We start from the raw sequence: 20,424 nt of genomic DNA on the forward strand, positions 1-20,424 counted from the left end.
GGCGGGCAGGGCGCAATCCGGCGCGCCGCGTGCCGTGCGGTGCGCGATGCTATGGAGACAGCACCGCGAAACCCGACATGATCTCAGCGGCCAATGACATTCAGATCGAAGGGTGTCGTCTGGTAAATCTGGTTGATCCAGTTGCCATAGAGCAGGTGCGCATGGCTGCGCCAGCGGTTCTGCGGCGGGCAGGAAGGATCGTCGCCGGGATAGTAATTGCACGGCACGTTGATCGGCGTGCCGTTGGCCACGTCGCGATCGTATTCCTGTTTCAGCGTGTCGCTGTCGTATTCGAGGTGATTGAAGATATAGAGCGCGCGATGCTCCGGGTCTTCCACCAGGCAGGGGCCGACCTCGTCGCTGTGCAGCAGGATTTGCAGGCCCGGCACGGCCTCGATCTCGACACGACGCATTTCGGTCCAGCGGCTGACGGGAATCACGCAATCATCCGAAAACCCGCGCAGGTAAGGCGAGGCCGGGGCCATGTTGCGGTGGCGGAAACAACCGAACGCCTTGTGATCCAGAAGATGCTTTTTCACGCCGTGGAAATGGTTGATCATCGCCATGCCGCCCCAGCAGACGCCGAAGGTGGAATGCACATGGCTTTGTGTCCACTCGAATATCTGTTGCAACTCGTCCCAATAGGTCACGTCGGCGAAATCCAGATGTTCGATGGGCGCGCCGGTGATGATCAGCCCGTCAAAGCGTTCATCGGTGGCCGCAACCTCGGAAAACGGGCGGTAAAAGCTGCGCATGTGATCGGCCGCCGTGTTCTTGGTGCGGTGTTCCGTCATGCGGATGAGGCTCAGTTCGATCTGAAGCGGCGTTGCGCCGATCAGGCGGGCAAACTGGTTCTCGGTCTGGATTTTCTTGGGCATCAGATTCAGCAGCCCGATGCGCAGGGGGCGGATATCCTGACGGGCGGCCTGATCCTCGTCCATGACCATGACGCCTTCGCGCGTGAGCACGTCATAGGCGGGCAGGTCAGCGGGGATCTTGATAGGCATGTGTCGGGATATCCTTGGGTCAGTTGGTTGATGTCAGATAGGACTATGCGCTGCGGCGCTCAAGGGCGGTGGCGATCAGCCGGGTAAAGCCGTCTTCGTCCTGCACGGCGGCGATTTCGTCGGCGGTGACGGTCACGCCCCATTTCGCCATGGCCTCATAGCGCGGTTGCCGATGCGCCAGGGCGCGCGCATAGGTCCAGCGAATGAAGGAATCGGGATCGACATTCTCGGCGGTGCAATCATGCGTGGCGAGGTATTCCTCCCATGCCGCATCCAGGAATTCGGGCTGATAGGCCATCGGCTTGGGCGCGCGGTCGAACCGGCGGATCAGGGCCTGCGTATGGGCCTCGGAGCCCTGAATATAGACCATCAGGCAATGCTGGCTGAGCTCGGTCAGGATCGGGTCTTGCGGATCGTCCCCATCGACCCATTCACAGATCGAGCCCCCCGTATCGCAGATGAAATGCGGATAGCCGTAAAGACGCCGGGCGCGTTCGACAAAATGGGCCGTATCCATCAGCGCGGCAATCTCGGCCTGACGGAACTGTTCCTGACGGGTGCGGTATTCGTCGATCGGCAACCCGCCTCTGGACGGATCGCCGGGCTTACCCAGATAGGTCGAGACCGGCGTCAGATTGTTGAAGGTGATGTTCGAGCCGATATAGATCGAATCCGACAACAGGAGGTCACGCAGGAACGGCACCTGCATGGCATGCGCCTTGGCGTTGTCGGCGATCAGCTCGCCCATGTAACGCGTGCCGATACGGTAATCTATGGAATAGTGAAACCAGTCGCCCGACGCGCGCAGCAGGTCCGAGACATGGGTCTTGCCAAGCCCCGACATGCCGTAAAACAGAACATGCCTCTCGGGGGCATCACGCCAGTCCTGTGCCGAAGTATAGATCATCACCGCTCCTTCATTGCCCGATGGTGGTAGCCAGAGGGGCAGGGCAGGTCAATCGAAAGCAGCAGATACGAAAAGCCCCGCCCGATGGGTCGGACGGGGCCTGATTTAGCGGATACGGTTGGCGATCAGTAGTGCCAGCCGACCTTGACGCCGAAACCGACGGCGTTGTTGTCCTTGAAGCTGGTGCGCAGCGGCCCGATGGTCGTGGTGGCGTCACCGACCCAGGTGTAGTTCACGCCGGTCGAAACCGAGATGTTGTCGTTCTTGTAGCGTGCGCCGACGGTCACGCCGAACTTGCCGCTGGTCGGGCCGAGGTTCGACACCGGCGTGGTCGAATCGCCGTCTTCGTAGCTCAGCGACAGCGAGGCCGACCAGGTTTCGCTCAGACGGCGCCCGACACCCAGGGAATAGGTGGTCGTGTCATCGCTGTAGGACAGGAAGGGCGAGCCCGTTGCCTGCCGGTAGATCACCGGGTCGATGCTGAAGTCCGACCAGTCGACCCAACGCACGCCACCGAACAGAAGCGTATCCTTGGCGATACCGGTCTGGAAGCTGAGGTTCACCGATTGCGGCGTCTCGATTTCCGTAACGCTATAGAGCGGAGTCGGCGCCGGGGTGAAAATGTTTTCGGTGGTCTGGTGCTCGGTCTTGATGCGCGAGTTGTAGGTCAGCGCGATACGCATCGCGATATCGGGCCGCTCGTAAGAGAAACCGGCGACGTAGCCAAGGCCTGTATCGTCCCTGCCGTTGACCGAATACCCGGCAACCGACGGGATCGACGCCTTGGCGGTGACACGCTGGATGCGCAGGCCGCCATGCACACCAAACCCGTTATCCATGCGGTAGCGCAACAGCCCGGTCAGGGCCATCGACTTCAACTCGGCCTCCGACCCGCTGATGGGGTAGGCGGCCGGATCATAGGTCACGTCGGCGCCAAACGGCTGGTCGAGGATGATCGCATAGCTCAGATTGTCGTTGATCTGGTGCTTCATCGCGGCACCGTATGTCCAATAGGTATTGGTCATGTTGTTCGAGCTGAGCACGCCGGCGCCCGGAACGGCGACCGTGCCCGACACATCGGGCGCCACGCTGCCAAAGCTGATCTCGGCATAGTTGCCGTCCTGGAACAGAACGTCGATGGATTGCCCCGACCGATCGATCCCGCCGGCCTGAGCAGCGCCTGTGGCTGCGATGACGGCAGCGGCGGTGAAAGCTGTCTTTTTCATACTGACTCCTCCTCAGATTGAGAGGCATGCTATATGGGTTATGGTTTCGGTCAATCTTTGACGCTACGTCAGTGACGTAACGGAAAAATTAAGGTGCGTCCGGGTCACAGTCCTTGTTTCACCTTGTCCGGGCGACGGGATCACCCCCGCGGCGCGTTTCTGACCACATATTCAGGTAGTTCGCCCCAAAAATGACCACTGCGCCAAGGATCACGAAGATATCGACCGGCTCGTCGTAGAACAGAAGCCCGATGATCGCGATCAATGGCAGCCGGATGAAGTCCACCGGGCTGACCAGCGTGGCCGGTGCCATGGACAGGGCCGTCGTCAGGCAGAAATGCGCCATCAGCCCGCCGCAGGCGATCACCACCAGCCAGGGCAGCGACGAGAGCGAGGGCAGGGCGATATCTCCGTCGAACCCAGCGCAGATCAGGCCGAACAGGCTTTGGCTCAGCGTCATCCAGAACAGGATGCAGGTCAGGGTTTCGGTGCGCGTCAGGCGTTTGGTGAACATGATCGACCCGGCGAACCCGATCGCGGCACAGGCCGCCGCCAAAGTGCCGATATTCACCGTTTCGGGGCTGGGCCGGGCGACGATGAGAATACCGATGAAACCCAGACTTGCCGCCAGAACACGCACCCGCGTCATCCGTTCTCCCAGAACCAGTGGCGAGAGCATCAGCACCCACAGGGGCGAGGTGAATTCAAGCGCAAAGACCTGCGCGAGCGGAATGATCGTGATTGCATAGAACCACAGGTTCTGGCCGGTAAAGTGAAACACGTTGCGCAACAGGTGCAGACCCGGCTTGCGCCGTGACACGGTGCGCAATCTGCCGGTGGTCCCGGCCACGGCCAGCACCAGAGCAAACCCGATCATGCTTCGGAACATCATGATCTCGAACGTATCGAGTTCGAAACTGACCGAGCGCCCGCCCACGGCCATGGCCGAGAACGACACGACCGCGCCCAGCATCCATAACGCTGCGCGCAGTACGGTCGCGGGATCGGTGGAGGCGACGGGATTTGCCGGTCGGGAGGTCACTCCCACTCGATGGTGCCGGGGGGTTTCGAGGTCACGTCATAGGTGACGCGATTGATCCCCTTCACCTCGTTGATGATGCGCGTGGCGGTTTCGCCAAGGAAGTCGTGGCTGAACGGGTAGTAATCGGCGGTCATACCGTCCACCGACGTGACCGCACGCAAGGCACAGGCATAATCATAGGTCCGCCCGTCGCCCATCACGCCCACGGTGCGCACCGGCAGGATGGCCACGAAGGCCTGCCAGATATCGTCATACAGACCGTGCTTGCGAATCTGGTCGATATAGACGGCATCGGCCTTGCGCAGGATTTCCAGCTTGTCGCGGGTGATCTCGCCGGGGCAGCGGATCGCAAGGCCCGGCCCCGGAAACGGGTGACGCCCGATGAACGAGGCGGGCAGGCCCAGTTCGTGACCCAGGGCGCGCACCTCGTCCTTGAACAGTTCGCGCAGCGGCTCGACAAGTTTCAGGCCCATCTTTTCCGGCAAGCCGCCCACATTGTGGTGGCTCTTGATTGTCACCGACGGCCCGCCCGAAAAACTGACCGATTCGATCACGTCGGGGTAGAGCGTGCCCTGAGCGAGAAACTCGGCGCCCTCGATCTCGCCCGCGTATTTCTGGAACACGTCGATAAAGAGTCGGCCAATGGTTTTTCTCTTTTCTTCCGGGTCGCTTACGCCTTCAAGTTCACCCAGGAAAAGATCGGCCTCATCGGCGTGAATCAGCGGGATGTTGTAATGGTCGCGGAACATCGTGACCACTTCGTCGGCCTCGTTCAGGCGCAGCAGGCCGTGATCGACGAAAACGCAGGTCAGCTGATCGCCGATCGCCTCGTGAATCAGCACGGCGGCAACGGAACTGTCCACGCCGCCGGACAGCCCGCAGATCACTTGCTTGTCGCCCACCTGTTCGCGAATCTGGCGGATGGCCTCTTCGCGGTAGGCGGCCATCGTCCAGTCGCCCTTGAACCCGGCCAGCCGGACAAAGTTTTCATACAGGGTCTTGCCGTTGGGCGTGTGGTGCACCTCGGGGTGGAACTGCACGGCATAGAATTGCCGGTCGAGATCGGCGGTGATCGCGAACGGCGCATTGGGCGAGGTGCCGTAGACCTCGAAGCCCGGTGCGATCTGGCTCACGTGATCGCCGTGGCTCATCCAGACCTGTTCGCGCTCTTCCAGAAACCAGCCGGTCAACAGGTCGATTCGATCCGCTGACGGGCTGACATAGGCGCGGCCGAACTCGGCGGTGCCGTGGCCGCGTTCGACCCGGCCGCCCAGCATGTGCATCATCACCTGTTGCCCGTAACAGATGCCAAGGATCGGCACCCCGAGCTCGAACACCTTCGCGGGCGGGCGTGGCGATCCCTCGTCAATGACGCTGGCCGGACCGCCGGACAGGATCACGGCCCTGGGCGCGAAATCGTCCAGAAAGGCGTCGGTCACGCTTTGGAACGGGTGGATTTCACAATAGACATTCAACTCGCGCAGGCGGCGCGCGATCAGCTGCGTTACCTGGCTGCCGAAGTCGATAATGAGAAGGCGGTCATGCGATGTCTGGCTCATGCCATGCCAATAGGACGCAGGTGCGATTTTCGCAAGACCCGGCGTGCAGGCGTCGCGATTCAGCGGCTCACATGTCGCTTTAGACCCCAAGAGGCCGCAAATCTCCGATGACAGGCTGTCGCGCTGCGGTATGGATGGGATCAGCCGCGCCTTTTGGGCGCTCAAGGAGTTCAGGGGTAGGACAAGAATGGCCGAAGCAGCAAGCCGCAGACGTGGACGTGGAGGCGGCGGCGCCGCCCGCCGGGCCGAGCGCACCGCCGTCAGCATCGAAACCGCCAAGTATATCGAGCGCAACATCCCGCTTTACGACATACTGGACGACGAGGCACTGGAGATCATCGAAACCAATGCCGAGATCATCCTCGAAGAGGTCGGTGTCAATTTCGTCGAGAACCCCAAGGCGCTGGAACGCTGGCGCGAGGCAGGGGCCGATGTTCAGGGCGAACGCGTGCATATCCCCCGCGGACTGGCCCGCAAGCTGTGTTCGACCGCGCCGTCGCGCTTTACCCAACATGCCCGCAACCCCGAGCGCAATGTCGAGATCGGGGGCAATACGCTGGTCTGTGCGCCGATCTATGGCCCGCCCTTCGTGCGCGACATGGAAGGCGGACGCCGCTATGCGACGATGGCCGATTTCGAACGGTTCGTGAAGCTGGGCTACATGTCGAAATGGCTGCACCACTCCGGCGGCACCGTCTGCGAGCCCACCGATATCCCGGTGAACAAACGCCACCTCGACATGCTGCATGCCCATATGACGCTGAGCGACAAGCCCTTCATGGGCTCGGTCACCGATCCCAGCCGCGCCCAGGACAGCGTCGAGATGTGCGAAATCCTGTTCGGCAAGGATTTCGTGCGCGACAATACGGTGATGACCTCGCTCATCAACGTGAACTCGCCCATGACCTTCGACGAGGTGATGATGGGCGCGCTCGAGGTCTATGCCGAGAACAATCAGGCCTGCATCGTGTCGCCGTTCATCGTCGGTGGGGCCATGGCGCCGGTTTCGGTGATCGGGACGCTGACGCAGGTGCTGGCCGAAGTGATGGCCGGCATCGCCTACAGCCAGCTGGTGCGCCCCGGCGCGCCGGTGATCTTCGGCGCCTTCGTCAGTTCGATCGACATGAACAGCGGCGCGCCCACCTTCGGCACGCCCGAGGCCAGCCAGATCATCTATGGCGCGGGGCAACTGGCGCGCCGGATGGGCCTGCCGTTCCGCTCGGGCGGGAGCCTGTGCGGCTCGAAACTGCCCGATGCGCAGGCCGCTTATGAAACCGCTAACACGCTCAATGCCGTGCTTCTGGGCGGCGTGAACTTCATGCTGCACAGCTGTGGCTGGCTGGAAGGCGGGCTGGTCGCCAGTTTCGAAAAATTCGTGATGGACGCGGATCAGTTGGGCGTGTTGCACAAACTGGCTGCCGGTATTGCCGCCGACGAAAACGGACAGGCGATGGACGCCATCCGCGAAGTCGGACCGGGCGGGCACTATCTGGGCTGCGCGCACACGCAGGCCAACTTCAAGCAGGCCTTCTGGCGTTCGGACGTGCTGGATTACAAGCCGTTCGAGACCTGGCAGGACGAGGGCGAGCGCGACACCATGCAACTGGCAAACACCAAGATGCACCAGATGCTGGCGAATTATCAGCAACCCGCGCTGGACCCGTCCATCAGCGAGGCCCTGGCCACCTACATCGCCGAGAAAAAGGCGTCGATGCCCGACGCCTTCAGTTAAGCATCGCTTCGCTCGGGGTGGGTGGCGCGCAGAATGCGGGCCTCACCCATCATGGCGATCAGAACGTCAACATGGCGCGCCGCGGAGTATTCCGCGGCGCGTCTTTTCCTTTGCGCGTTCATTTCAGCCTCGATTTCCATCAGCTGCATCAGGGCGGCGCCGTTGCAGGGCAGGGGACCGATCCCCAGATGCCGCTGAAGGTGGACCGTTCTGCGGTAATCGCCTTGCCCGATACGAGCGGCACGAATCAAAAGTCGGGGGCGGCGCAGGGCGTGCAGGGCGGAAAGAACATCCAGCATTGAATCACTCCGATTAACTGAGACCGGAGACACATCGCACAACTCATGCGGGTGTTGCGTATTTTGGAAAAGCAGCGAACGCTGGTCTGAGTATTTGTTTACGATTTGGAAGTCATTGTTGACAAACGATTTATAGTTAACGAACTGGTAAGAAATACCCGCTTAGGTTGCAGCGTCTTATCGTTAACCGATGGCAAGGCTTTCAATCAACGCCCTGTCAAAACCTGGGGAAGGGATTTGGCATGACACATGGATCTGTTGCGACCGGCCATTTGGCAGATGTTCCGTCCTGGGTGCCCGAACCCGCACGGCACTATCTGGCGCATACGGAAAGCGGCACGTCGATCCGGGCGCTGGCCCGCAGGGCGGGATGCCATGCGTCGACGGTCCTGCGCCAAATCCGGAGCTGCGAGTCACGGCGGGACGATCTTCTGGTTGACGAGGGGCTGCGCCGTCTTGGGCGGCAGGTTCTGGATCAGGCCTTTACCGGTTCGCAGATCAAGGAGGTGATAAGAGTGACCCCGACGACATGCGATGATGCCGGCTGTGCCGCCCTGACCGAAACCCGACTGACCGCCGAGGCCAGCCGAATCCTGCGCCGAATGTGCGAAACAGGTGCGATTCTGGCGGTGTCCGCCGAAATGGACAAGGCCGTGGTGGTGCGCGAAGCCCGCGATGGGCACGCGTCTCGTACCGCTGTCGTCGACCGTGCGGTGGCCGAGGCGATGGCGTTGAAATCCTGGATCGCCTGCGATGCGCCCGGCCGCATCCTGCGCTATCGGATCACGGCGGCAGGCCGGGCGGCCCTGAACCGGATGCTGGCCGAAGGTGAAAATCATGCGGTCGGTTTCGCCGAGGCGCAGACCTCGTTCGACTATGCCTGCACCAAGGTCCCCGGCAAGAAACCGGGCGCGTCCCGGCGTATACGCTATGGCGTGGCCGAAACGCCGCTTGTGGCGCTGGCCCGGCGCAAGGACCGCGATGGCCGGCCTTTTCTGTCGGATGATCTGGTGCGCGCGGGGGAACGCCTGCGCGAAGATTTCGAACTGGGGCAACTGCCCGCGCCCGCACGTGGCGGAAGCTGGGATGTTTTCCTGACCGATATCGCGGATGATTGCACAGCCCTGTCAAAGGATATCCGCATGGCCGATGCACGCGCGCGCGTCGTCGGGGCATTGCGCGATCTGGGGCCGGGCCTGGGCGACATGGCCCTGCGCTGCTGCTGTTTTCTCGAAGGGCTGGAAACCGCGGAAAAGCGCATGGGCTGGTCGGCGCGCTCGGGCAAGATCGTGCTTCGGATCGCGCTTCAACGGCTCAGGCGGCACTATCAGACCCTGGGAGACGCGGGCGGGATGATCGGCTGAGCCCCTTTCAGCCTCCCACGATCCATCCCACGACAAATGCAACGACGGCGCAAACGGTGCCGACCAGCACCGTTTCCCCGACGGACCGCGTCAACCGCTCTCGCGTGGCGCTGAACCGCAGCAATCCAAGCGCCGTCAGCGCCAGCAGCGTCGCGATAACGGACATCACCAGGGTGCTGCGGGTCGCGTCGAACAGGAAATAGGGCAATAGCGGGATCGACCCGAAACAGACAAAGGACGCAAAGGTGAACAGGCCGTTCACCGCCGGATTGTCGTCGTCCGGGTCCTGCATGCCATGCGTATAGGTCATGGTCAGGTCGGCCATCAGCTGTGGATGACGCGACAGAATGCTGGCCGCGGCATCCGAATCCGTCGCCGACAACCCCCGGTCCTGCAACAGGCGCGCCATGCGGTCCTGCTCGGTCTCGGGGTGCTCGGTGATCTTGCGCAACTCGGTCTGGTGCCTGCTGCGATACAGGTCGTTTTGCGACCGCGCCGACAGGAACTCCCCCAGTCCCATGCTGACCGCATCGGCAAACAGATTGGCCAGCCCGAACACCAGAACCGCCAGACCGCCGATCTGGGCCACACCGTCCGCGGCGGCGCCGGCGAATCCGGCGACGATGGCAAAGGTGGTCACGATCCCGTCATTGCCGCCATAGACGATCTGCTTGAGGAATTCCTGCGTCTTGTCCAGCTTGCCCGCGTCTGCGGGGCTATTGTGGCTTGTGTCTGAGGTCATGGCTGGGGCTGTGCCTTGCTGTGAACCGGATATGCCGTGACGATACCCGACTCGCGGCTGCCCGCAAGCATCGCATCGGCATAAGGAACCGGCCCGCACCGAACAGGCACGGACCGGCAATCACCAGGACACCTTTCAATGCGATGGGCACTCGTTAATCCCGCTGCGAAGTGGCCGCGATGCGGTTGTTGTAGAACTGGCACTCCCCACCGCTATGACCTATAGTTACAAATAATTATCGAATGATGTGCGGGGAATATTTCGTGCGAGACCTCAAGATCCCGGATCAGCGCCACCCGGAAAAAGCGCACCGCCCGGACAACGCCCAGCCGAAGAAGCCCGACTGGATTCGTGTCAAGGCGCCCACGGGCAAGGGATATCGCGAAACCCACAAGATCATGCGCGATCACAACCTTGTCACCGTCTGCGAAGAGGCGGGATGCCCCAATGCCGGCGAATGCTGGAGCCAGGGCCACGCCACCATGATGATCATGGGCGAAATCTGCACACGCGGCTGCACCTTCTGCAACGTGGCCACCGGCAGGCCCGAGGCGCTCGACGTGTTCGAGCCGGGCCGCGTGGCCGATGCGGTGCAAAAGCTGGGCCTGAACCATGTGGTGATCACCAGCGTGGACCGCGACGATATCGACGATGGCGGGGCCGAACATTTCGCCCAGACCATCCGCGCGATTCGTCATCGCAGCCCCGGCACCACGATCGAGATCCTGACGCCCGATTTCCTGCATTGCGAGTCGTCGGTTCTGGAAACCGTGGTCGCGGCCAAACCGGACGTGTTCAACCACAACCTCGAAACCGTGCCGTCGCTTTACCCGTCCGTGCGCCCCGGCGCGCGGTATTTCCATTCGCTGCGGCTGTTGCAACGGGTGAAAGAGATCGACCCGACCATGTTCACCAAATCGGGAATCATGGTGGGGCTGGGCGAGAATCGCCAGTCGGTGCATCAGGTGATGGACGACATGCGCGCCGCCGATATCGACTTCCTGACCATCGGCCAGTATCTGCAACCGTCGCCCAAGCATCACGCGGTGGATCGTTTCGTGCATCCCGATGAGTTCGCGGCCTATGAAAAGGCCGCCTATGGCAAGGGATTCCTGATGGTGTCGGCCACGCCGCTGACGCGGTCGAGCTATCACGCCGGTGACGATTTCGCCCGCCTGCGCGAGGCGCGGCTGGCCAAACTGGGCTGATCGGACGGTATTGAAGCCAAAAAACCGGCTGTCGATGCAGCCGGTTTTTTGATGTTGCTCGTAATCGTCTAAAGGCTCAGCGCCCCCAGGTGCGGACTGGGCCGCAATCCATGTGAACGAAGTTCGATCCCGAATACCGGCCGACACCGCCGCCACGGCAGGACGACGCGGCCTGGAACATTTGCCCGACCGAGCGGGAACTGAGGCGAAGGTCGGCGGCCTGACCGCGCAGGTGGCGCGAATTCTTGGCCACACCGCTGGAGCGGCTGCGCAGCATCGCGTTGGTTTTCGGGCTGCGATACCCCGACAACAGCATGTAGGGCTCGTTCACATCCATCAGGTTGTGCGCCGCCGCCATGATGTCGATGGTGCGGGTGTCGATGTTCATCACGTCATTGGTGCGCCAATCCCGCATGAACAGGGTGATTTCCTTGACCGCATCGCGGATATATTCGCCTTCGATCCAATAGATCGTGTCGATACGTTCCCCGGTGCGCGGCGATGTCATGCGCAGCCGCCGGACATCACCGGCCCCGCGAAGAAAACCTGCCGCATTGCTGTAGGTGGGCGTTGCGATCACTGCAGTGGCTGCAAAAGCGCCTAGCACCGCGCGCCGCGTCATGCTCTGAGAGCTGTAGTCCGTCATTTGATTAGCGCCTGTCCCGTCGCTTGCTCGATGCCCGCCTTCGCGGACGTTGTCACTTTCCCCAAGTGCAGTGATCTTATGGCATAGATGGAATCACTGACCAAGTGCGTTTTGGTTCAAATTGTCTGTGGCAAGTATTTTCGGCAGAATTTTGCGCAAAGCGGTCAGACTGTGCTCTATTTGCGCGGTTTGCGATGCGAATTGGCCGCAATGATGACGGGATTTCGTTCTGACCCAAATTTGATTGGACAATCCGGGGCCAGCCCGAAAAACAGGATAGGGGAATTTGAAGCGCGAACAGATTTCGGGAGTTTCGTATGACGTCGGTCAACAGCGCAGCGCTGCGTATGGTTTTTCTTGGCGCCCTGGTGGCGCTGGCTCAGGTCCTGTTCGGGGCCGGTGGGGCGCAGGCCCAGGTAACGGCATTCAAACAGGCCGTGGCCGAAGCCGCGGCGCAGGATCGCGATATCGCCGCGTTTTACCGTGACAACAATTATGAACCGCTCTGGACGGGCCGGTCGGGTCAGGATCGCCGCCGCCGCGCCGCTTTGTTCGACGCGATCGCATCGGCAGACGATCATGGCCTGCCCGCCGAACGGTACGATGCCGACGCATTGATGCAACAGCTCAAGGCCGCTGATTCATCGCGTGCCCTCGGTCTTGCCGAAGTCGCGATGAGCCGGACGTTTCTGAAATTCGCGCGTGAAATGCAGACCGGCGTGCTGGTGCCGAGCCGGGTCGACAGCGGCATCAAACGCCAGGTGCCTTATCGCGAGCGCGTGTCCTACCTGAGCGGTTTCCAGAAAAGCAATCCTGGCGGATTCTTTCGCGCGCTGCCCCCACAGAACACCGAATACACCCGCCTGATGAAGGAAAAGCTGCGCCTGGAACGTCTGCTGGCGCGGGGCGGCTGGGGTGCCAGGGTGCCCTCCGATACGCTCAAGCCCGGCGAGTCCGGCGCGGCGGTCGTCGCACTGCGCAACCGGCTGATCGCCATGGGTTTCCTGCGCCGCAGCGCCACGCAAACCTATGACGAACAGATGCTGCAGGCGGTGCAGCAGTTTCAATTGGCGCATGGGCTGACCCCCGATGGTGTCGCCGGGGCCGGAACCATGGCCGAGGTCAACACCTCGGTGCAGGACCGTCTGAAATCCGTGATCGTCGCCATGGAGCGCGAGCGCTGGATGAACCAGCCCAGGGGCAAACGTCATATCCTGGTCAATCTGACGGATTTCAACGCCCGCATTCTGGATAACGATCACGTCACCTTTGAAACCCGCGCCGTCGTGGGCAAAAATCAGGGCGACCGCCGCAGCCCGGAATTTTCCGACCAGATGGAATTCATGGTGATCAATCCCACTTGGCATGTGCCGCGCTCGATCGCCGTGAAGGAATACCTGCCGATGATGAAGCGCAACCGCAACGCCGCCGGGCATTTGCGGCTGTATGATCGCCGCGGGCGTCAGGTCAGCCGCTCGTCGATCAATTTCAACGCCTATAACGCATCGAATTTTCCCTACGCAATCAAACAACCGCCCTCGCAGCGCAATGCGTTGGGGCTCGTCAAGTTCATGTTCCCCAACCAATATAACATCTACCTGCACGACACCCCGTCCAAAAGCCTGTTCGACCACGAAAAGCGCGACTACAGCCATGGCTGCATCCGCCTGCAAAAACCGTTCGAATTCGCCTATGCGCTGCTCGCCAGACAGGAAAGCGACCCCGAGGGGTTTTTCCACTCGGTGCTGAACACCGGCAACGAAACCCGCGTTCCGCTGAAACAGCCGGTGCCGGTGCACATCATTTACCGCACCGCTTTCACCAAGGCGAAAGGGCCCACGCAGTACCGCCGCGATGTTTACGGGCGCGATGCGCGGATTTGGAGCGCGCTTGAAAAAGCGGGGGTTTCACTGCGCGCGGTTCAGGGCTAAACCGCTCTCCGACAAAGGAGGGTGCCATGGCCTACACCATTGAGCAGATCGCACAGGCGCTTGGGGCGACGGCCTTCGGCGCGACCGATATCGCCATCGAAAGCGTGGCCGAACCGGCCGTAGCCGCGGCCGACCAGCTGGCGCTGGCGATGAAGCCCGAATATGCCGAACAACTCTCACAAGGGCAGGCCCGCGCGGCCATGCTGTGGGAGGGGGCGGACTGGCAGGCGCTCGGGCTCGAGGCGGCCATTATCTCGCCACGCCCGCGTTTCGCATTGTCGGGCCTGTCGGCAATGATGGATCCGGGGCAAGGCTGGGCGAGCGGGATTCACCCGTCGGCGGTCGTCGCCGAGGATGCCGAACTGGGCGAGAATGTCAGTGTCGGCCCGCTGGCCGTCATCGGGGCAGGGGCCGTCATCGGGGCTGGTACGGTGATCGGCCCGCAATGTTTTGTCGGAACCGGCACAACCATCGGGCAGGACGGTTTCCTGCGCGAAGGCGTGCGGATCGGCGCGCGCGTGCGGATCGGCGACCGGTTCGTCGCCCAGCCCGGCGCGGTGATCGGCGGCGATGGTTTCTCTTTCGTGACGCCCGAGGTATCGGGCGTCGAACGCGCCCGCCAGACCCTTGGCGATCAGGGCGATGTGCAAAAGCAATCCTACGCCCGCATCCATTCGCTCGGCAGCGTCTGGATCGGGGACGATGCCGAGGTCGGATGCAACGCCTGCGTCGACCGCGGCACCGTGCGCGACACGCGGATCGGCAACGGCACCAAGCTGGATAACCTCGTGCAGGTGGGCCATAACGTGGTGGTCGGCAACGACACCCTGCTGTGCGGGCAGGTGGGCATCGGCGGATCGACCGTGATCGGCAATAACGTGGTTCTGGCCGGTCAGACCGGGGTCGGCGATAACCTGTTCATCGGCGACAATGCGATCACCGGCGGCGGCACCAAGGTGCTGGCCAATATTCCCGCGGGCCGGGTGATGCTGGGCTATCCAGCGATGAAGATGGACAGCCAGATGGAGGTCTACAAGGGCCTGCGCCGGCTCAAACGTCTTTTCGCGGATGTGGCCGAACTTAAGAAAACTGTTTCAAACACCGTGCAGAGTGACTAAATCCTTCGCGACAGGATCGGAAAAGAGCACAGTCATGAGCAGCATCAAGGATCGTGTAATCTCAATCATCGCCGAACAGGCTGTACTGGAGCCCTCGGACGTGACCATGGACAGTACGCTCGAGGATCTGGGAATCGACAGCCTGGGGCTGGTCGAAAGCATTTTCGCCATCGAGGAAGAATTCGACATTTCGGTGCCGTTCAATGCCAACGAACCGCAGGCCAGCGATTTCGACATATCCTCGGTCGCGGCCATCATCGACGGAATCGAGACGCTGGTGAAAGAACAGTCGTGAAGCGCGTCGTCATTACCGGGGCAGGCACGATCAATGCCCTCGGCCATACCGTTCCCGAAACGCTGGCCGCCATGCGCGAAGGGCGCTGCGGCATCGGCCCGCTGGAATTTCGCGATGTGGATCGCCTGTCGATAAAGATCGGCGGGCAGGTGCGCAACTACGAGCCCGAAGGGCGCTTCAACCGTCAGCAACTGGCGCTGTATGACCGCTTCACCCAGTTCACCCTGATCGCCGCGCGCGAGGCGATTTCGCAATCCGGGCTGGTGTTTTCGGGCGAACTGGCGGCTCGCGCCGGGATCGTTCTTGGCAATTCCGGCGGTGGCATGACCACGCTGGATGACAATTACCGCACGGTTTACGAGGACGGCAAGAACCGGGTGCATCCCTTTGTCGTGCCCAAGCTGATGAACAACGCCGCCGCCAGCCATGTGTCGATGGAGTTCAATCTCAAGGGCCCCAGCTTCACCGTTTCCACGGCCTGCGCCTCGTCCAATCACGCCATGGCGCAGGCGTTCCAGATGGTGCATGGCGGCATGACCCCGGTGATGGTCACCGGCGGGTCGGAATCCATGCTGTGCTTTGGCGGGGTCAAGGCATGGGAAGGGCTGCGCGTGATGTCGCGCGATGCCTGCCGCCCGTTCTCGGGTAACCGCAACGGCATGGTGCAGGGCGAAGGGGCCGGGATTTTCGTCTTCGAGGAATACGAGCACGCCCGCGCCCGCGGGGCCGAAATCATGGCCGAGGTCGCAGGCTATGCCATGTCCTCGGACGCCGCCGATATCGTCATGCCCTCGAAACAGGGCGCGGCGCGGGCGATCAAGGGCGCGCTGGCCGATGCCCGGATGAACACCACGGATGTGGGTTATATCAACGCCCACGGCACCGGCACGGCGGCCAACGACAAGACCGAAAGCGCGGCGGTGGCCGATGTATTCGGCGCCCATGCCGACCGGCTCATGATTTCCTCGACCAAATCCATGCACGGCCACCTGATCGGCGGCACCGGCGCGGTGGAATTGCTGGCCTGTATCATGGCGGTGCGCGACGGGGTGATCGCCCCCACCATCGGCTATGAAGAACCCGATCCCGAATGCGCGCTGGATGTCGTCCCCAACACCGCGCGCGAGGCAAAGGTGGATGTGGCCCTGTCCAATGCCTTTGCCTTTGGCGGGCTGAACGCGGTTCTGGCGCTCAGGAAATTCGCCTGATCGCCCCCCAACATGACACAGCCCTGAAAAGAAATGGCGCCGCGTGATCCTCTCAGGCAGCGCCTTGTTTGCAATCTGCTTGGGGGCAGATCAGTTCTGCACCACCGTCACATTGTCGAAGGCAGCGGTGAACCCGTCCAGCGAGGCCTTGATATTGACCGTCTGATCCGGGGCCTGTGCCGGAACGATCTGCAGGTTTGCAGCCCCACCGGCCTTGAACGCGTTGATGTCTTCCTGCGTCAGGCCGATCCGGGCAAAGCAGCCCACCATCGAGCAGAAGGAATAGGTATAGGTCTTGGCGCGACCGCCATCGACAGAGATGCGCAATTCTTCGGTCAGCAAGGTCCCGAGCGGCACGACGATGGTCGCCCCGGCCACGGCCTGCGCCCCTTCGGCCAGACGGAACAGGCTGAACTCGGCCACCGGATTACCGGCCTCTTCGGTCAGGAGCTGGTACATCTGGCAGGGGTCTTCCTCGGCTTCGCTGCGGAAGCATTTCAACTGCCAGTCACCGTATTGTTCCTTGATATAGGTGGGGTCCTGCCGCTGGCGGCCCATGTCCAGCGCCTCTTCGTCAGAGCCCGCTTCCTCTTCGCTGCCGTCTGCGGTTTCCCCGGCATCCTCGGCTGCGGCACCCTGATCTGTCGCGGTATCCGCTGCAGGTTGCTCTTCGGTCGCGGTCTCCGCAGCAGCGTCGCCGCTGGCCTCTTCCTGGGCGTGAAGGGCGGTGCCGAGGCTGAGCAGAGCCACCAGAGGCAGGGTCGAAATAAGTCTTGGCATATGATCCCCATGGAATGACAATTTGTACTGTGCGCGCATCTATCACGATGCCGCGCGGCTGTCAGGATAAAACAGAACTGCGTGGCGGGGTGCAAGGCGGAAATCCGCTTTGGGCCTCCCATGCCAAACTGCCGTTGGGACAGCGCGATTGCAGGCTATGTCCGAGGTCCGGACGCAGGCCGCCCGACGGTAGCAACCGCCATAAAAACGGAAAAGAGACCTTTCGGTCTCTTTCCCTAGTATCTCCCTGTCGGACTGGCCGACTTAGTAATTGAGGGAACGCTAAGACAGTTATCGCTATCCGTCAACAGGCTAACTGAAAGAGTTTCGCCTAAAAAATGCCGCGCCCGAAGGCGCGGCCAGTTCAGACAGGGAGGAAGTGCCCCGCCCAGGAGGACATGAAGGGCCGGGCACCGCGATTCACACTGGCACCAAATGGTTAAGGTTGTATGTTCACAGCGTGAAAAACCGGCAGGGGGCAGTGACGTGGACAACAAGGTATTCGTTGGCGGCGGTGGCGCGGACTATGGCATCAAGCAGGGGCTGACGCTGAAATACGCCAACCGGCACGGGTTGATCGCCGGGGCGACGGGCACCGGCAAGACCGTCACACTGCAAATCCTGGCCGAGGGCTTTTCCGCTGCCGGGGTTCCGGTGTTCCTGTCCGACGTCAAGGGCGACCTCTCGGGGCTGGCGGCGGCGGGCAGCGCGGATTTCAAGCTGCACAAATCCTTCACCGAACGGGCCACGACCATCGGTTTCGACGATTACGGCTATGCGGCCTTCCCGGTGACCTTCTGGGACCTGTTCGGCCAGCAGGGCCACCCGGTGCGCACCACGCTGGCGGAAATGGGGCCGCTCCTGCTCAGCCGCCTGATGGATCTGTCCGAGGCGCAGGAGGGCATCCTGAACATCGCCTTCCGCGTGGCCGACGAACAGGGCATGCCGCTTCTCGACCTCAAGGATCTGCAATCGCTTCTGGTCTGGGTGGGCGAGAACCGGCAGGAATTGTCGCTGCGCTATGGCAATGTCTCGCCGCAATCGGTGGGCGCGATCCAGCGCCAGCTTCTGGTGCTGGAAAATCAGGGGGCCACCGATTTCTTTGGCGAACCCGCGCTCGATCTCGCCGACATGATGACCACCGATGCCGATGGCCGGGGCCGGATCAACATTCTGGCGGCGGATCAGCTCATGGGCTCGCCGCGCCTCTATGCGACCTTCCTGCTGTGGCTTCTGTCGGAACTGTTCGAGGAACTGCCCGAGGTGGGCGATCCCGACAAGCCGAAACTGGTGTTCTTCTTCGACGAGGCGCATTTGCTGTTCGACGACGCGCCCGACGCACTGGTCGAAAAAGTCGAACAGGTGGCCCGCCTCATTCGTTCCAAGGGCGTCGGGGTGTATTTCATCACGCAAAACCCCGATGACGTGCCCGAGGATATCCTCGGGCAGCTCGGCAACCGCGTGCAGCACGCGCTGCGCGCCTTTACCGCGCGCGACCGCCGGGCGCTGAAACGGGCCGCGGAAACTTATCGCCCCAACCCCCGCTTCGATACCGCCGACGCGATCCGCGATGTCGGCGTGGGCGAGGCCGTGACCTCGATGCTGGAAGACAAGGGCGTGCCCGGTATTGTCGAACGCACCCTTATCCGCCCGCCCTCGTCGAAACTCGGGCCGATTGATGACGCGACCCGGCGCACGGTGATGGCCGCATCGCCCGTAGCGGGCAAGTATGACACCGTTCTGGATCGCGAATCGGCCCATGAAATCCTCACCCGCCGCGCCGCCGAAGCCGCGCAAAAGGCCGAACAGGCCGAAAAAGCCGCCGAAGAGCAATCCATGGCCGAACGCGAATTCAACGCCGGTCGCCGCTATTCCGGCAAACGGGTCGGGCGCTCGACCTCGGGAAGTGCCGAGGAGGGCGGCATCGCCGGGTCCATCGGCGCGGCCATCGCCGGTGTCGTGATGAAGGAACTCAAGGGCACCACCGGCAAACGCATCGTGCGCGGGATACTGGGCGGGCTGTTCAAGGGGCGCTGACGCCCGGCGCCTCACAAGGCGCGTAAATCCTCCAGCAACGCGGCGGACATCCGCCGCGCCCGCCGGATGCGCGAGTCCGACAGGGCAGGGGTCTCCACCCTCAGCAACGCCTCGATTCCCAGCATGAAGGGCATGATGACCAGCCGTTCGGTCCCGCTCATCGCAAAGCGCTCGGCAAAGGCCTCCAGCCCCATACGATCCACCCCCAGATACATATGCCCCGAGGGGATCATGCCGCGCCGCCCCATATGCATCAGGAACCGCGCAATATCCTTGTAGATCGGCATTTTGGCCGACCCGCCGGTGTCGATCCCGGTCAGGGTGCCGCCGCACGCAATCAGGTTGTTGGGGTGGAAATCGCCATGGCTGATCGCGACGCGCCACTCGATACCGTCGATTTGCCGCGCCAGACGGCCGAGTTCCGACAGGATCGCAGCCTCCAGCTTGCGCAATTCCTCGAACGGCTGTTTGCGCGCCGCTCGTTCGGCCCGCTGCAACCAGCCGATATGCCCCGCCTCCTGCCAGCTTTCCGAACTTTCGGTATATTGGCGCAGCCATTGCGCCGCCGGGTCCAGCCATTGGGCACGTTTGCGCGGCGGGGCCTTCCACAGCAGTTTGAACAGCGGCTTGCCCTCGACCTCCTGCACCGCGATCATCCCGTGTTCGGGCGAGAAATAAAGCGGCTCGACCACGCGGAACGGGCCCTTGTTCATTTCGGGCCAGATGCGTTGCAATTCGGCCCATTCACGGGCCGCCGCGGTGTCGTGCCCGTCCAGAAAGAAGCGCCAGACACAGGGCCGCCCGTCGATATGACCCCGGCAAACGGCTCGTTGCCCCGGCACCAGACGCAACATATCGTCCATCCCGGCCCCGGCCAGCGCCGGATCGTCCGCACGCGCCGCCTCGAACCGTTCGGCCAGGGCCCAAAGGGCCTCCATGTCCGGCAATCGCGATGTCGCATCTGCATCTGTCATGCGCGCACAATCCCGCAGCCCCGTGACAGCGTCAACCGAATTGAACCCGTCCGGCTGCGCGGATAAGGTATGCGCACATTCCTTAAGCTGACAGGGCGCGCAGATGACCGACACCCCCGTAAACGAAATGTCTTTCGAGCAGGCCATGAAGGAACTTGAGCAGGTCGTGGGCCAGCTCGAGCGCGGCGATGTGGCGCTGGAGGATTCGATCAAGCTCTATGAACGCGGGGCCGAGTTGAAGAAACGCTGCGAGACCAAGCTGAAAGAGGCCGAGGAAAAGGTTGCCGCGATCACGCTGGACGGCGATGGCACGCCCACCGGAACCACCCCGGTCGAGGGTCTCTGACGC

At 62.3% G+C, this 20,424-nt stretch carries 19 protein-coding genes; 9 read left to right on the top strand and 10 right to left on the bottom strand.

Annotation, left to right across the window (positions count from 1 at the left end; translation table 11 throughout):
* Positions 1-83: 83 nt before the first annotated feature.
* The 5 genes from metA to guaA all read right to left on the bottom strand — a co-directional run bounded on the left by metA (position 84) and on the right by guaA (position 5,741).
* The gene (gene metA, locus KPG71_RS07025; protein WP_216337397.1) at positions 84-1,007 is read right to left on the bottom strand and encodes a homoserine O-succinyltransferase; all 924 of its coding nucleotides are present in this window, start codon (positions 1,005-1,007) and stop codon (positions 84-86) included.
* 43 nt (positions 1,008-1,050) lie between these two features.
* On the bottom strand, positions 1,051-1,914 hold the full coding sequence (locus tag KPG71_RS07030) for an ATPase (protein WP_216337398.1): 864 nt from the start codon (positions 1,912-1,914) through the stop codon (positions 1,051-1,053).
* A 125-nt stretch (positions 1,915-2,039) separates the two neighbouring features.
* Positions 2,040-3,140, bottom strand: coding sequence for an OmpP1/FadL family transporter (locus KPG71_RS07035; protein ID WP_216337399.1), 1,101 nt, complete (start codon positions 3,138-3,140; stop codon positions 2,040-2,042).
* A gap of 118 nt (positions 3,141-3,258) precedes the next feature.
* A complete protein-coding gene (locus tag KPG71_RS07040; RefSeq protein ID WP_367397318.1) occupies positions 3,259-4,182 on the bottom strand; it encodes a DMT family transporter in 924 nt (307 codons plus the stop codon).
* Positions 4,179-5,741: a glutamine-hydrolyzing GMP synthase gene (gene guaA / locus KPG71_RS07045; protein ID WP_216337400.1), complete on the bottom strand. Its 1,563-nt coding sequence runs from the start codon at positions 5,739-5,741 to the stop codon at positions 4,179-4,181. Before guaA ends, KPG71_RS07040 begins: the two co-directional genes overlap by 4 nt.
* 187 nt (positions 5,742-5,928) lie before the next feature.
* Between guaA and KPG71_RS07050 the strand changes: the two genes are divergently transcribed.
* Positions 5,929-7,473: a trimethylamine methyltransferase family protein gene (locus KPG71_RS07050; protein WP_216337401.1), complete on the top strand. Its 1,545-nt coding sequence runs from the start codon at positions 5,929-5,931 to the stop codon at positions 7,471-7,473.
* Here the strand turns inward: KPG71_RS07050 and KPG71_RS07055 are convergent.
* Positions 7,470-7,772 carry a DUF6477 family protein gene (locus tag KPG71_RS07055; RefSeq protein ID WP_216337402.1) on the bottom strand — a complete coding sequence of 101 codons (303 nt, stop codon included), beginning with the start codon at positions 7,770-7,772 and terminating at the stop codon, positions 7,470-7,472. The two genes, KPG71_RS07050 and KPG71_RS07055, sit on opposite strands and share 4 nt — an antisense overlap.
* 242 nt (positions 7,773-8,014) lie before the next feature.
* On the opposite strand from KPG71_RS07055, the gene KPG71_RS07060 reads away from it, so the two are divergent.
* On the top strand, positions 8,015-9,136 hold the full coding sequence (locus KPG71_RS07060) for a DUF6456 domain-containing protein (RefSeq protein ID WP_216337403.1): 1,122 nt from the start codon (positions 8,015-8,017) through the stop codon (positions 9,134-9,136).
* A 7-nt stretch (positions 9,137-9,143) separates the two neighbouring features.
* Here KPG71_RS07060 and KPG71_RS07065 read toward each other — a convergent pair whose 3' ends face one another.
* Positions 9,144-9,878, bottom strand: a complete 735-nt coding sequence (locus KPG71_RS07065; RefSeq protein ID WP_216337404.1) for a VIT1/CCC1 transporter family protein — start codon at positions 9,876-9,878, stop codon at positions 9,144-9,146.
* 263 nt (positions 9,879-10,141) lie between these two features.
* Between KPG71_RS07065 and lipA the strand changes: the two genes are divergently transcribed.
* Entirely contained in the window at positions 10,142-11,086 is a 945-nt protein-coding gene (lipA, locus tag KPG71_RS07070) for a lipoyl synthase (protein ID WP_073033645.1), read from the top strand.
* 76 nt (positions 11,087-11,162) lie between these two features.
* Here lipA and KPG71_RS07075 read toward each other — a convergent pair whose 3' ends face one another.
* Positions 11,163-11,732, bottom strand: a complete 570-nt coding sequence (locus tag KPG71_RS07075; RefSeq protein WP_216337405.1) for a DUF882 domain-containing protein — start codon at positions 11,730-11,732, stop codon at positions 11,163-11,165.
* A gap of 317 nt (positions 11,733-12,049) precedes the next feature.
* Here KPG71_RS07075 and KPG71_RS07080 point away from each other — a divergent pair, with 317 nt between their 5' ends.
* From KPG71_RS07080 to KPG71_RS07095, 4 genes are read left to right on the top strand one after another with little or no spacing between them, the layout of a single operon-like run.
* Positions 12,050-13,663: a murein L,D-transpeptidase gene (locus tag KPG71_RS07080; RefSeq protein WP_216337406.1), complete on the top strand. Its 1,614-nt coding sequence runs from the start codon at positions 12,050-12,052 to the stop codon at positions 13,661-13,663.
* Between the two features lie 26 nt (positions 13,664-13,689).
* Positions 13,690-14,781 (top strand): UDP-3-O-(3-hydroxymyristoyl)glucosamine N-acyltransferase, encoded by a 1,092-nt coding sequence (lpxD, locus tag KPG71_RS07085; protein ID WP_216337407.1) that lies wholly within the window; start codon positions 13,690-13,692, stop codon positions 14,779-14,781.
* A gap of 34 nt (positions 14,782-14,815) precedes the next feature.
* Positions 14,816-15,076 (top strand): acyl carrier protein, encoded by a 261-nt coding sequence (locus KPG71_RS07090; RefSeq protein WP_216337408.1) that lies wholly within the window; start codon positions 14,816-14,818, stop codon positions 15,074-15,076.
* Complete coding sequence (locus tag KPG71_RS07095) at positions 15,073-16,284, top strand: beta-ketoacyl-[acyl-carrier-protein] synthase family protein (protein WP_216337409.1); 1,212 nt, start codon at positions 15,073-15,075, stop codon at positions 16,282-16,284. Before KPG71_RS07090 ends, KPG71_RS07095 begins: the two co-directional genes overlap by 4 nt.
* A gap of 90 nt (positions 16,285-16,374) precedes the next feature.
* Here KPG71_RS07095 and KPG71_RS07100 read toward each other — a convergent pair whose 3' ends face one another.
* On the bottom strand, positions 16,375-17,064 hold the full coding sequence (locus KPG71_RS07100; protein ID WP_216337410.1) for an invasion associated locus B family protein: 690 nt from the start codon (positions 17,062-17,064) through the stop codon (positions 16,375-16,377).
* 486 nt (positions 17,065-17,550) lie between these two features.
* On the opposite strand from KPG71_RS07100, the gene KPG71_RS07105 reads away from it, so the two are divergent.
* Entirely contained in the window at positions 17,551-19,101 is a 1,551-nt protein-coding gene (locus KPG71_RS07105) for a helicase HerA-like domain-containing protein (protein WP_216337411.1), read from the top strand.
* A gap of 11 nt (positions 19,102-19,112) precedes the next feature.
* Here the strand turns inward: KPG71_RS07105 and KPG71_RS07110 are convergent, their stop codons facing one another.
* A complete protein-coding gene (locus tag KPG71_RS07110) occupies positions 19,113-20,075 on the bottom strand; it encodes a phosphotransferase (protein WP_253196148.1) in 963 nt (320 codons plus the stop codon).
* A gap of 103 nt (positions 20,076-20,178) precedes the next feature.
* Here KPG71_RS07110 and KPG71_RS07115 point away from each other — a divergent pair, with 103 nt between their 5' ends.
* Positions 20,179-20,421, top strand: coding sequence for an exodeoxyribonuclease VII small subunit (locus tag KPG71_RS07115; protein WP_216337413.1), 243 nt, complete (start codon positions 20,179-20,181; stop codon positions 20,419-20,421).
* Positions 20,422-20,424 lie beyond the last annotated feature (3 nt).

This window comes from Roseovarius sp. PS-C2, assembly GCF_018862045.1.
In the GTDB taxonomy this organism is placed as follows: Bacteria; Pseudomonadota; Alphaproteobacteria; order Rhodobacterales; family Rhodobacteraceae; genus Roseovarius.

Coding starts and splice junctions, on each gene's coding strand:
- metA (WP_216337397.1), bottom strand. CDS start 1,007: ATGCCTATCAAGATCCCCGCTGACCTGCCCGCCTATGACGTGCTCACG.
- KPG71_RS07030 (WP_216337398.1), bottom strand. CDS start 1,914: ATGATCTATACTTCGGCACAGGACTGGCGTGATGCCCCCGAGAGGCAT.
- KPG71_RS07035 (WP_216337399.1), bottom strand. CDS start 3,140: ATGAAAAAGACAGCTTTCACCGCCGCTGCCGTCATCGCAGCCACAGGC.
- guaA (WP_216337400.1), bottom strand. CDS start 5,741: ATGAGCCAGACATCGCATGACCGCCTTCTCATTATCGACTTCGGCAGC.
- KPG71_RS07050 (WP_216337401.1), top strand. CDS start 5,929: ATGGCCGAAGCAGCAAGCCGCAGACGTGGACGTGGAGGCGGCGGCGCC.
- KPG71_RS07055 (WP_216337402.1), bottom strand. CDS start 7,772: ATGCTGGATGTTCTTTCCGCCCTGCACGCCCTGCGCCGCCCCCGACTT.
- KPG71_RS07060 (WP_216337403.1), top strand. CDS start 8,015: ATGACACATGGATCTGTTGCGACCGGCCATTTGGCAGATGTTCCGTCC.
- KPG71_RS07065 (WP_216337404.1), bottom strand. CDS start 9,878: ATGACCTCAGACACAAGCCACAATAGCCCCGCAGACGCGGGCAAGCTG.
- KPG71_RS07075 (WP_216337405.1), bottom strand. CDS start 11,732: ATGACGGACTACAGCTCTCAGAGCATGACGCGGCGCGCGGTGCTAGGC.
- KPG71_RS07080 (WP_216337406.1), top strand. CDS start 12,050: ATGACGTCGGTCAACAGCGCAGCGCTGCGTATGGTTTTTCTTGGCGCC.
- lpxD (WP_216337407.1), top strand. CDS start 13,690: ATGGCCTACACCATTGAGCAGATCGCACAGGCGCTTGGGGCGACGGCC.
- KPG71_RS07090 (WP_216337408.1), top strand. CDS start 14,816: ATGAGCAGCATCAAGGATCGTGTAATCTCAATCATCGCCGAACAGGCT.
- KPG71_RS07100 (WP_216337410.1), bottom strand. CDS start 17,064: ATGCCAAGACTTATTTCGACCCTGCCTCTGGTGGCTCTGCTCAGCCTC.
- KPG71_RS07110 (WP_253196148.1), bottom strand. CDS start 20,075: ATGACAGATGCAGATGCGACATCGCGATTGCCGGACATGGAGGCCCTT.
- KPG71_RS07115 (WP_216337413.1), top strand. CDS start 20,179: ATGACCGACACCCCCGTAAACGAAATGTCTTTCGAGCAGGCCATGAAG.